This is a genomic window from Stenotrophomonas sp. PS02289, assembly GCF_029960115.1.
Lineage (GTDB): Bacteria > Pseudomonadota > Gammaproteobacteria > Xanthomonadales > Xanthomonadaceae > Stenotrophomonas.
The window spans coordinates 1-11,954 of record NZ_JASCOZ010000134.1; the positions used below are offsets into that span (position 1 = coordinate 1).

The following is an 11,954-nucleotide window of genomic DNA, read 5'->3' on the forward strand; positions in this document are numbered from 1 at the left end:
GCCGTTGGCCGGCCCACGCATTGCTGAGGGCCGGCCAACGGCCGGCGCTACCGTCCAGGGTCAGCCCTTGAACCGCAGGCCAACCCCCGGCTCGGTAAACAGATAACGCGACTCCAGCGCGGAGTCGCCCAGCTTGTGCCGCAGCTTGCCGACCAGGATGCGCAGGTAGTGCGTGTCGTGCTGATGCGTCGGACCCCAGATCTCGGCGAGGATCTGCGGCTGGGTCACCACCCGGCCCGCATTGCGCAGCAGCAGCGACAGCAGCGCGTACTCCTTGCGGGTCAGCGCCACCGGCGCACCGTCCAGATGCACCTCGCGCCGCACCAGGTCGATATGCAGGTGGCCATCGTCGAACTGCGGCAGTGCCCCGTCCGCGCTCACCGTGCGCGAGCGCAGCAGTGCACGGATCCGCGCCATCAGTTCCTGGATGCCGAACGGCTTGGTCACGTAGTCGTTGGCACCATTGTCCAGCGCTTTCACCTTCTCGGTCTCGCTGGCCCGCACGGTCAGCATGATCACCGGTACCTGGCTCCACTGGCGTAGCTCCGCCAGTACCTGGTGACCCTCGAGGTCAGGCAGGCCGATGTCGAGGATCACCAGTTCGGCGCCTTCGGTCGCCAGCATCTCCAGGCCTTGCTGCCCGGTCTCCGCCTGCAGCACGCGATACCCCTGCGCGCGCAGGCTGATGTCCAGGAAGCGGCGGATCTGCGCTTCATCGTCGATCACCAGCACACGGGCCGGCGGTACGCTCTGGGCAGGCTCAGAATTCATCGGGGTCATCGGCAGGGTGGGGGTGCAGCAGCGGCAGCGTGATGCGGATCAGGGTACCGCGTCCGTCGCGTCCGGGCAGCGCCTGCACCCGGCCCCCATGTGCACCGATCATGCCCTGGCAGATGGTCAGGCCCAGCCCGGTACCGTGCCGGCCGCGATCGCCCCGCTCGACGGTGTAGAACATGTCGAAGATGCGTGCGCGCTCGTCATCGGGAATGCCGGGGCCGGCATCGAGCACGTCGATGCGAAGTTCGCCCTCCACCAGGCGCGCCGTGACCTCCACCGGCGCTCCGGGCGGCGAGAACTTGGCCGCGTTCTCCATCACGTTGAAAACGGCCTGTTCGACCAGCGCCGGATGCACCCAGATAGGGTCCAACGTGGCGGGGATATCCAGCTGCAGCTTCACGTCGGGCTGGTAGCGCTGCAGGCGTCGTGCCGCCGAGCCGATCAGTTCGTCCACGCCGATCCAGTCGCGGTTGATCTGCAGGCCCTCATGGCCCAGCCGGGTCATGTCGAGCAGATTCTGGATATAGCGGTCCAGGCGCTCGCCCTCGACCAGAATGGTGCTGAGCAGGGCGCGGCGGTCAGTGGCGTCCATCGCATCGGCATAGCTGGACAGGCTTTCGGCCGAGCCGATCATCGCCGACAGCGGTGAACGCAGGTCGTGGGATACCGAAGACAGCAGTGCCGAGCGCAGCCGCTCGGTCTCGTTGCTGACATGCGCCTTTTCCAGGTCGGCCACCAGCTGGGTGCGGAGCGCCGCCTGCGCGATGTCGTCCACCATCGCTTCCGCCAACTGCCGCTGCTCCGGGGTCAGCCGCGGCACGCTACGAGGGAAGCGCATCCCCGCCACGCCGATCGGCTTCGCTTCCCCGTCCAGCAGCGGCAGGAACCACCATTGCGCCCCCGCCAGGGTATCGGTGAAACGACCGCTGGGCTGACCGTGCCGTAGCGCCCAGTCCGACGCAGCCAGGTCGGTCTCACCCGGAACACCGCTGCCGCCGGCACTGGTTTCCGGCCCGATGCGCAGCCAGGCCGGAACGTCGAGGGCCTGCTCCAGCGCCTCACGCCCGGCCTGCGCCACCTGTTCGATGCTGGCAGCGCGGGTCAGTTGTCGCCCCAGCACCTGGCGTGCATTGGCATGCCGGTTGGCCGCACGCAGCGCCACCACCTGCATCCGCAGTCGCGAGGCCAATCGGCCTGCGACCAGCGCGGCGGCAAGGAACAGGAACACCGTGATCACGCCCTGGCGCGCGCTGATCGCGAAGGTGAAGCGCGGGGTGATGAAGAAGAAGTTGTAGGCCAGGAAGCACAGCGCGGCCGCCATCACCGCCGCGCGGGTGCGGCTGCGTGCGGCAACCAGCACCACGGCCACGATGAACACCATCGACAGGTCGTACAGCCCGACCCAACGCTCGGCGATGGCGGCCACGGCGCACGCCGCCGCGGTCGCCGCCACTGCCAGCAGCGCGTCGGTCCCGGCGTTCAGCGAAGGCATCGAAAGCCCATGCCGACGGGCATGCGCGCGCGCCTGCGGCGTGCCGATGATGGTGATCTCGTAATGCGCGCCACGCTGCACCAGCTGCTGGGTCAGGGTGCGGTTGAGCATGCGCGCGAACGGCCGCTCGCGGGTGCGCCCCAGCACCAGCGTGGACACGCTGTTATGCGCCGCATGGTCCAGCAGTGCGTCGGCAATGCTGGTCCCGTGCAGCAGTTCGGCCTCGCCGCCCAGTCGGCGGGCGAGGGCGAAAGCAGCGTCGATCTCGCGCCGGGTCTGCTCATCGAAGCGGCGGTTCTGCACCGTGACCACCGTCCACGGCGCGTCACGGCGCTCGGCGATACGCCGCCCCACGCGCACCAGGTACTCGCTCTGTCCGCTGCCATCGATGGCCACCAGCACGCGCCGGCGCAAGGGCAGGTTGCCTTCGCCGCGTGCGGCGCGGGTCTCGCGCAGACTGCTGTCGACCCGGTCTGCCGCTTCCTGCATCGCCAGCTCGCGCAGTGCGGTGAGGTTGGCGGGCGAGAAGAACGCATTCAACGCCTGCGCGGCTTGTTCGGGCACGTACACCTTGCCCTGCTGCAGACGCTCGATCAGTTCGCGTGGCGGCAGGTCCACCAGCACGATGTCGTGCAGGCGGTCCAGCACGGCATCGGGAACGGTTTCGCTCACCCGCACGCCGGTGATCCGCATCACCACGTCGTTGAGGCTTTCCAGATGCTGGATGTTGATCGTGGTCCACACGTCGATGCCGGCATCCAGCAGTTCGCCCACGTCCTGCCAGCGCCGCTCGTGGCGGCTGCCGGGTACGTTGCGGTGCGCCAGTTCATCCACCAGCACCAGCGCCGGACGGCGCGCCAGCACCGCGTCCAGGTCCATCTCGTGCAGGATGTGCTGCTGGTAATCGCGCTCCAGCAGCGGCACTTGCGGCAGTCCGTCCAGCAACGCGGCGGTATCGGCGCGGCCGTGGGTTTCGACCAGCCCCACCACCACGTCCACGCCACGCCGCAGCTGCTCATGCGCGCGGGTCAGCATGCTGTAGGTCTTGCCCACGCCTGGGGCTGCGCCCAGGAACACGGTCAGCTTGCCACCGGCCTCACGCTGCAGGCTTTCCACCAGCGCATCAGCCTGCCGGGTACGGGAGTCAGTCATGGGAGAAGATTGTGCGCGCAATGCCGCCACAACAACATCACAGCCCCGTAGCGCCGGGCTCTGCCCGGCTGCTCGTCGCGCCATCCAACGCCACGTTCAACATCAACACATTCACCCGCGGCTGCCCAAACACCCCCCAGGTCCTGCCTTCGGTATGCGCGGCAACCAATGCCTCCACCTGTTCCACCGTCATGCCCCGCGCCTTGGCCACCCGCGCCACCTGCACCTGTGCGGCGGCCGGCGAAACATGCGGATCCAGCCCGCCCCCTGACTGGGTCACCAGGTCCGCCGGCACATCGGCAGCGGCAATGCCCTCACGCGCCGCGACCGCGTCGGTCGCCGCCTTCACCCGCGCCTGCAGGTCCGGATTGGTCCGCGCCATGTTGCTGCCGGCGGCCGCCATCGGGTCATAGCCGGCAGCCGAGGGGCGTGGCTGGAAGTAGCGATCTGCGGCGAATGGCTGCGCCACCAGCCGCGACCCGCGCACTTGGCCATCCTGCACCAGCAGGCTGCCGTTGGCCTGGTCGGGGAACATCGCGCCGACCACGCCGGTCGTCGCCACCGCATACAGCAGGCCGAACCCCAACAGGCTGGCCACGCCCAGGCCGAGGGCCGGGCGCAGTGCGGCGCGGTCCTGCACGGCAACGGTTGCATCGGCGCGCGCTGCGATCACGCGGGAAGAAGCAGCAGTCATTGAACGGTTCATGCGCCAAACACCATGACAAGGAGGAGGTCGATCAACTTGATGGCCGCAAACGGCAACAGCACGCCGCCCAGCCCGTACACCAGCATGTTCCGGCGCAGCAGCGCGGTCGCGGTGGCCGGACGGAAGCGAACGCCACGCAGGGCCAGCGGAATCAACGCCGGAATCACCAGCGCATTGAAGATCAGCGCCGCCAGCACCGCGTTGCGCGGGCTGGACAGCCCCATGATGTTCAACGTGGCCATCGCCGGCAGCGCGGCAGCAAACAGCGCCGGCAGAATTGCGAAGTACTTGGAGACGTCGTTGGCCAGCGAGAAGGTGGTCAACGCACCACGCGTGATCAGCTGCTGCTTGCCCACTTCCACGACGGCCAGCAACTTGGTCGGATCCGAATCAAGGTCGACCATGTTGCCGGCCTCCTTGGCCGCCTGCGTACCGGAGTTCATCGCCAGGCCGATGTCGGCCTGGGCCAGCGCCGGGGCGTCGTTGGTACCGTCGCCCACCATCGCCACCAGGCGGCCACCGGCTTGTTCCGCACGGATGCGGGCAAGCTTGTCTTCCGGGCGGGCTTCGGCGATGTAGTCGTCCACGCCGGCTTCAGCTGCAATGGCCGCAGCGGTCAGCGGGTTGTCACCGGTGATCATCACCGTGCGGATACCCATCGCACGCAGCTGGGCGAACTTTTCGCGCATGCCGTGCTTGACCACGTCCGAGAGTTCAATCACCCCCAGCACATGACGGCCTTCGCACACGACCAGCGGCGTGGCCCCGTTGCGCGCGACCTGCTCGACGCGGCCGGCCAGCTCCGCCGGCACCGAACCGCCGAGCTCACGCACATAGGCGGTGATCGCGTCCGAAGCGCCCTTGCGGATCCGACGGCCACCATCCAGATCCACGCCGCTCATGCGGGTCTGCGCGGTGAAGGCAAGATACTCCGCGCGGTCCGGCTCGGCGGTGGTGCAGCCCTGTTCGCGCGCCAGGCGCACGATCGACTTGCCTTCCGGGGTCGGGTCGGCAAGCGAGGACAACAGTGCCGCTTCACGCAACTGGGTGGCATCGATGCCCGCCAGCGCGTGGAAGTGCGTCGCCTGACGGTCGCCGTGGGTGATCGTGCCGGTCTTGTCCAGCAGCAGCACGTCGACGTCACCGGCCACTTCAACTGCCTTGCCGGACTTGGCCAGGATGTTGGCGGCCAGGGCGCGGTTCATGCCGGCGATACCGATGGCCGGCAGCAGCCCGCCGATGGTGGTCGGAATCAGACACACCAGCAGGGCGATCAGCAGCAGCGGGTCAACATTGACGCCCACGAACGAACCGATCGCCGGCAGCGTGGCGACCACCACCAGAAAGGTCAGCGTCATCGCTGCCAGCAGCAGGGTCAGCGCGACCTCGTTGGGGGTCTTCTGCCGGTTCGCGCCTTCAACCAGCGCGATCATGCGGTCCAGGAAGCTGTGGCCCGGCTCGGCCGTCACCTTCACGATGATCTGGTCGGACAGCACCTTGGTACCGCCGATCACGCCGCTGCGGTCGGTACCGGCCTCGCGCAGCACCGGGGCCGATTCACCGGTCACCGCGGCCTCGTTGATGGTGGCCAGGCCCTGCACGATCTCGCCATCGGCCGGCACCAGTTCACCGGCGCTGACAATCACGTGGTCACCGGGGCGCAGTTCCGCCGCGGGTACATGCGTCTGGCTGGCACCGGCATGCGCCGCCGAGAGCCGGCGCGCGGTGAGGTCCTGGCGGGCACGCCGCAGCGAGGCGGCCTGGCCGCGGCCCCGCGCTTCGGCCACTGCTTCGGCGAAGTTGCCGAACAGCACCGTCAGCAGCAGGATCGCGGTCACGGTCAGGCCAAAGCCCAGCGGTGCGTTGCCGGTCAGCGTGACCAGCAGCGCCACCAGTGTGCCCACCATCACCACCGCCATCACCGGGCTGTGGATCAGATGACGCGGCGACAGCTTGATCACCGAATCGCGCAGGGCGCGACGCAGGCCGGCCGCGTCCAGCAGACGTTGGCGGCGAGGAGAAGATGCATTCAAAGGAAGCGTGCTCATGGAATCGTGTCTCACTGCAGGGTCAGCGACAGGTGGTCGGCCACCGGGCCCAGCACCAGCGCCGGCATGAACTGCAATACGGTCAGAATGACGATCACCGCGATCAGGGTGATGCCGAAGGTCGGGGTTTCCAGCTGCAGCGTGCCGGCGGTTTCCGGCGCGCGACGCTTGGCCGCCAGCTGCGCGCAGATCACCAGCGGAACGATCAGCAGCGGGTAGCGGCCCAACATCAACACCAGCGTGCAGGTCAGGTTCCACCACGGCGTGGCGTCACCCAGTCCCTCAAAGCCCGAACCGTTGTTGGCGTAGGCCGAAACATACTCGTAGAACACCTGGCTGACCGCATGGAAGCCCGGATTCGAGTTGCCGGTCAGCGACGGCACTGCCAGGGTAATCCCGGTCAGCACCAGCAGGGTGATCGGTTGCAGCAGGATCAGCAGCGCCAGCAGACGGATCTGCGGGGTTTCCAGCTTGCGGCCATACAGCTCCGGGGTGCGTCCGGTCATCAGTCCGGCCAGGAACACGCCGAGCAGCATGTACACCAGGAACTGCATCACCCCGCAGCCAATACCGCCCCAGATCGCGCTGACCAGCATGTTGACGATCGGCACCGCACCGGCCAGCGGGCTCAGCGAATCGTGCATGCCGTTGACCGAGCCGTTGCTCACCTGGGTCGTCACGGCTGCCCACAGCGCAGTGCCGTCGGCTCCGAAGCGCACCTCCTTGCCTTCCATCAGCAGCGGGCTGGCGGCGCTGGCCGAATAGCCTTCCAGCCACACCGTGGCGGCAACGGACAGGCTGGACATCGCCAACATGCAGCCGAACACCAGGCCGGCGAAGCGCTTGCGGCCGGTGAACGCGCCCAGCATGAACACGATGGCGATCGGCACCAGCAGGATGCTGATCACCTCCAGCGCGTTGGACAGCGGCGTCGGGTTCTCCAGTGGCACCGCGCTGTTGGGGCCATACCAGCCACCGCCGTTGGCACCGAGTTGCTTGGCCGCCACCATCGCGGCTACCGGGCCCAGCGGCAGCTTCTGCGTTTCCAGGCCAGCCGAGGCGTCGATCGGCGTGGCCGTCGGGCCACCGGCCAGCGTGGACGGCACGCCCTGGCTGGTCAGCAGAACGGCCCACAGCAGGCACAGCGGCAGCAGGAAGCGCACGCACGAACGCACCACGTCGGCGTAGTAGTTGCCGACATTAATCTGGCGGTCTCCGTGCGCAACCGGTTCGGCCTGGGCGGCGGTGTCGGTCTTGGCGAACAGGGCGCGCAGGGTGGCCACCAGCAGGGCCAGGCCCATCATCGGCGTCACCACCTGCAGGCCGGTAATGGCGGTCATCTGCGCGAAGTAGGACAGCTGCGCCTGGCCGGAGTAGTGCTGCTGGTTGGTGTTGGTCAGGAACGACACCATCGTGTGCAGCGCGGTATCCCACCGCATGTTGGGAATCTGGTCCGGGTTGAACGGCAGCCAGGCCTGGGTCATCAGCACGATCTGCACCAGCACCGCGATCACCACATTGCTCAGCAGGAACGCGCCCACATAGCCGCGCCAGTTCATGCCTCGCGCCGGGTTCACGCCCAGCACCCAGTACAGGGGCTTTTCAATCAGCCCGAACACGGCATCGCCGGCCATCGGCCCGCCGCGCATCACGCGGGCCAGGTAAAGCCCAAGCGGAAAGGCCAGCACGATGCTGGCCGCAAGAATCAGAAGGATCTCGGTCATGGTCGGCTCCGATCAGAACTTTTCGGGCGCAAGCACGACGTACAGCAGGTAGGCAGCGGCAACGATCACCAGTACGCCGCACACCAGGGCAAGCCAGGCGGGCAGGGTAGGCGGCGTCGACGCAGCGGCGGCAACAGCAGACAGAATCAGGCTCATGGGACGTCCAGGTGGAACCACTCCACGTCAGGCCGCCATCGTCCCCCTCACCCGCGTAAACGCTCCACGCCCGTGCCGTTGCCCGGGCGTAAAAAAGCCATAAAAAACGCGATCAGCCGCGCGGGTCGTTCGCCACCGCGGTGCCCTTCAACACCCGATAACGCTGCAGGGTCTCCTCGATCTCCGTATCCAGCGCCTTGCGCTGGGCGATGAACGAGGCCTGCAGGCGCTGCTGCGCCACCAGCTCGGTGTGGCGCAGGCGGATGTCGTCGGTCTGCTTGGGCAGCACCGGCTGGCCGGCCAGTTCGCGGTCGCCCGCGCTGGACAGCAGCGTCACCAGGGCCTCGCGCAGGCTGGCCACGTTGTAGCTGGCGGTCTGCACGTTGTTGTCCAGGATGCCGGTGCGCTCGTTGAACACGCGACGCAGGTCGTCCTCATTTTCATAGGTGACCAGCATCGCCTGTTCGGTGCGGTCGCGGGTTTCCTGAGCGGCCTTGTCCAACTTGCGCTGGGCATCGGCGACCGCCTCGGTGGCCCGCTCCTCCTCGGTCAGGGTGCGGTCCACGCCACCCCGACGCAGGCCGCTCTTCACCCCGAATTCCTCACGCGCGTTGTTCACCGCGTCCTGCGGCAGGGCATCGCTGCAGATGCGCTCGGTACCCTTGTTCCAGCAGTAGAGCTTTTTCGGCTGGGCCTGGACCCGGTCGTACTTCGGGCGCTGGTCCTGCGCCTGCAGCGCCGGGGCGGCTGCAAGCAGAGCCAGTGCGGTGGCGGTCAGCGATAACGTGGTGAACCTGGACATGATGGGCAGCCCCCTGCTGCAATCAACGCGTGGGACGGCTGCCGTAACGGGACCGATAGTCCTCCAGCGGCTGCCGGTACCCGACAAGTTCCGGATTTCCGGAGGCAAAATCAAGCAGATCCGCCAGGGTGGCCACCGCCACCACCGGAATGCCGGCCTCTTCGGCCACGGACTGGGCCGCTGAACGACGGTCGGTTTCCGAGGCGATCTCCTGGCGGTCCAGCGCCACCACGATCCCGGCCGGGGTACCGCCCGCGCCCTTGATGATCGCCAGCGCCTCGCGGATGGCGGTGCCGGCGGTGATCACGTCGTCCACGATCAGCACGCGCTTGCCGTTCATGTCCGCGCCGATCAGGTTGCCGCCTTCGCCGTGGTCCTTGGCTTCCTTGCGGTTGAACGACAGCGGCAGGTCGCGGCCGCGCTGGGCGAATTCACAGGCGGTCGCCGTGGCCAGCGGAATGCCCTTGTAGGCCGGGCCGAACACCACGTCGAACTTCAGGCCGGTGGCTTCGACGGCGTCGGCGTAGCAGGCCGCCAGCTGGGCCATGCGGGCACCGGAGTCGAAACGCCCGGCGTTGAAGAAATAGGGGCTCAGCCGGCCCGACTTCAGGGTGAACTGGCCAAAACGCAGCGCGTCGGCGGTCAGGGCCAGCTGCAGGAAACGGTGACGATGGTCGCTCATCTAATGACTATTCAATTCTCTTTGGAGCGCAGATGCTAATGCATCGGCCCCAATTCAGGCTCGCGGCAGGCCGTCGCAGGCCCCAGCAGCGGCCGGATCCGGCCAGCCGCCGGCCCGGGCAACCCGGTATGCTTTGTCGGTTCCCGCACCAACCCTGGAATCGCATGCGCATCATCAGTTTCAACGCCAATGGCATCCGCTCCGCCGCCAGCAAGGGCTTCCTTGACTGGTTCCGCGCCCAGAATGCCGACGTGCTGTGCATCCAGGAAACCAAGGCCCAGGAAGACCAGCTGGCCGACCCCATGTTCCGCCCGGACGGCCACCATTGCTTCTACCGCGACGCCATCACCAAGAAGGGCTACAGCGGCGTGGCCATCTACAGCAGGAAGGAGCCCGACCAGGTCATTACCTCGCTGGGCTGGGCCCCGTTCGACGACGAAGGCCGCTACATCGAGGCCCGTTACGGCAACCTCAGCGTGGTCTCGTTCTACATTCCCTCCGGCAGCTCAGGCGACCTGCGCCAGGGCTTCAAGTACGAGGTGATGGAATGGCTGCGGCCGATCCTGGCGCAGTGGCTGGCCAGCGGCCGCGACTACGTGCTGTGCGGCGACTGGAACATCGTGCGCTCGGCGCTCGACATCAAGAACTGGAAGTCCAACCAGAAGAACTCCGGCTGCCTGCCGCCCGAACGTGACTGGCTCAACGGCCAGTGCGTGGACACCGACCAGGCCATGGACATCGCCGCCGGCCAGGGCTGGACCGACGCCTACCGTCTGCTGCATCCACAGGGCGAGGACTACACCTGGTGGAGCAACCGTGGTGCCGCCCGTGCCAACAACGTCGGTTGGCGCATCGACTACCAGTTCGTCAGCCCCGGTCTGCGTGAGCGCCTGCGCAGCTGCTCGATCTACCGCGACGAGCGCTTCTCCGACCATGCCCCGTTCACGGTGGACTACGCCCCATGAGTGAAGCGGTCGCTGCCAAGCGCCAACGCCCGTGGCAGCGGGTGCTGGCCAATCTTCGCCAGCGGAAAGTGCTGGCCATGTTGCTGCTGGGCTTTGCGTCAGGCATTCCGCTCTATCTGGTGGGCAACACGCTTGGCTTCTGGATGCGCAAGGAAGGCATCGACCTCAGCACCATCGGCTTCCTGTCGTGGGTCGGCCTGGCCTACACCCTGAAGTTCCTGTGGGCCCCGATTGTCGACCGCACTGACGTGCCCGGCTTCGGACGCCTGGGTCGCCGCCGTGGCTGGATGTTGCTGGCTCAGATCGTGGTCGCCATCGGGCTGGTCGGCATGGCGCTCGTCCAGCCCAAGGGCGGGCATGTGATGTTCCTGGGCATTGCCTGGGAACACGTCGCGGTGTTTGGCGTCATGGCCGTCATCGTGGCCTTTGCGTCGGCCACCCAGGACATCGTCATCGATGCGTGGCGCATCGAAAGCGCGAACGACAGCGAGCAGCTGGGCCTGTTGACGTCTTCTTCCGCGCTGGGCTATCGCACCGCGCTGTTGGTGACCGACTCCCTGATCCTGCTCATCGCGGCGCGCGTCGGCTGGCAGGTCTCCTACGAGATCATGGCCGCATTGATGTCGGTAGGGGTCGTGGCGGTATTTATTGCCCGTGAGCCGGCCCGCGAGGTGGCTGCGGTCAAGGCGCAGGGCGCTCCCTTGTGGACCCCGCGCGGTCTATTTGACGCCGTGGTGGGCCCGTTTGTGGCCTTCATCCGCGAACATCGCAGCGGCGCGATCCTGATCCTGGTCGCCATCAGCGCCTACCGCATGGCCGACTTCATCATGGGACCGATGGCCAATCCGTTCTACGTCGACCTCGGTCTGACCGAAGATGTGGTCGGCGCGGTCCGCGGCTCGGTGGGTCTGGTAGCCACGTTCGTCGGCATCGCGGCCGCCGGCCTGCTGGCCGTCCGATGGGGCGTGCTGGTGACGCTGGTGGTGGGCGCGGTGTTGGGGCCATGCTCCAACCTGGCCTTCGCTTGGCTGGCCTATGTGGGACCGGACGCCACGCACTTTGCGGTTGCCATGGCGATCGACAATTTTGCCAACGGGGTCGCCGGCACCGCGCTGATCGCCTACATGTCCAGCCTGACCAGCATCGGCTACACCGCCACCCAGTACGCCCTGCTGAGCTCGTTCTACGCCATGCCCGGCAAGGCGCTGAAGGGTCTGTCAGGGTGGGCCGTGCAGAGCCTGGCGCAGGGCCGCACCCTGCTGGAGGGCTACGCGCTGTTCTTCATCGGCACCGCGCTGATCGCCATTCCAGTCGTGCTGCTGTGCCTGGGCCTGATCTGGCAGCAGCGGCGGCAACGTACGACGGCCGCCTGACCGCCCGGGAGCAACACTGCCTGGGCCGGCCAACGGCCGGCGCTACCGGTGTTTCAGGCACGACGGGAATCTTGAGC

10 protein-coding genes are annotated in these 11,954 nt (G+C 67.4%); 2 read left to right on the forward strand and 8 right to left on the reverse strand.

What is annotated here, in order from left to right; all coding sequences use genetic code 11:
• Positions 1 to 60 precede the first annotated feature (60 nt).
• The 8 genes from QMX83_RS16190 to pyrE all read right to left on the reverse strand — a co-directional run bounded on the left by QMX83_RS16190 (position 61) and on the right by pyrE (position 9,539).
• Positions 61 to 771: a response regulator transcription factor gene (locus tag QMX83_RS16190; protein ID WP_282297668.1), complete on the reverse strand. Its 711-nt coding sequence runs from the start codon at positions 769 to 771 to the stop codon at positions 61 to 63.
• Positions 761 to 3,421 carry a sensor histidine kinase KdpD gene (locus tag QMX83_RS16195; protein WP_282297669.1) on the reverse strand — a complete coding sequence of 887 codons (2,661 nt, stop codon included), beginning with the start codon at positions 3,419 to 3,421 and terminating at the stop codon, positions 761 to 763. The genes QMX83_RS16190 and QMX83_RS16195 overlap by 11 nt, the downstream gene beginning before the upstream one ends.
• A 37-nt stretch (positions 3,422 to 3,458) precedes the next feature.
• Positions 3,459 to 4,127 carry a potassium-transporting ATPase subunit KdpC gene (gene kdpC, locus QMX83_RS16200; protein ID WP_282297670.1) on the reverse strand — a complete coding sequence of 223 codons (669 nt, stop codon included), beginning with the start codon at positions 4,125 to 4,127 and terminating at the stop codon, positions 3,459 to 3,461.
• Entirely contained in the window at positions 4,124 to 6,175 is a 2,052-nt protein-coding gene (gene kdpB / locus QMX83_RS16205) for a potassium-transporting ATPase subunit KdpB (RefSeq protein WP_282297671.1), read from the reverse strand. Before kdpB ends, kdpC begins: the two co-directional genes overlap by 4 nt.
• A gap of 11 nt (positions 6,176 to 6,186) precedes the next feature.
• Complete coding sequence (kdpA, locus tag QMX83_RS16210) at positions 6,187 to 7,899, reverse strand: potassium-transporting ATPase subunit KdpA (protein WP_282297672.1); 1,713 nt, start codon at positions 7,897 to 7,899, stop codon at positions 6,187 to 6,189.
• A 12-nt stretch (positions 7,900 to 7,911) separates the two neighbouring features.
• Positions 7,912 to 8,055 carry a potassium-transporting ATPase subunit F gene (locus QMX83_RS16215; protein ID WP_282297673.1) on the reverse strand — a complete coding sequence of 48 codons (144 nt, stop codon included), beginning with the start codon at positions 8,053 to 8,055 and terminating at the stop codon, positions 7,912 to 7,914.
• A 112-nt stretch (positions 8,056 to 8,167) separates the two neighbouring features.
• Positions 8,168 to 8,857 (reverse strand): hypothetical protein, encoded by a 690-nt coding sequence (locus QMX83_RS16220; protein ID WP_282297674.1) that lies wholly within the window; start codon positions 8,855 to 8,857, stop codon positions 8,168 to 8,170.
• Positions 8,858 to 8,879: 22 nt separating this feature from the next.
• Complete coding sequence (pyrE, locus tag QMX83_RS16225; protein WP_282297675.1) at positions 8,880 to 9,539, reverse strand: orotate phosphoribosyltransferase; 660 nt, start codon at positions 9,537 to 9,539, stop codon at positions 8,880 to 8,882.
• 164 nt (positions 9,540 to 9,703) lie between these two features.
• On the opposite strand from pyrE, the gene QMX83_RS16230 reads away from it, so the two are divergent.
• Entirely contained in the window at positions 9,704 to 10,504 is an 801-nt protein-coding gene (locus QMX83_RS16230) for an exodeoxyribonuclease III (protein WP_282297676.1), read from the forward strand.
• Positions 10,501 to 11,877, forward strand: a complete 1,377-nt coding sequence (locus QMX83_RS16235; RefSeq protein WP_282297677.1) for an MFS transporter — start codon at positions 10,501 to 10,503, stop codon at positions 11,875 to 11,877. Before QMX83_RS16230 ends, QMX83_RS16235 begins: the two co-directional genes overlap by 4 nt.
• The last annotated feature ends 77 nt before the right edge of the window (positions 11,878 to 11,954 follow it).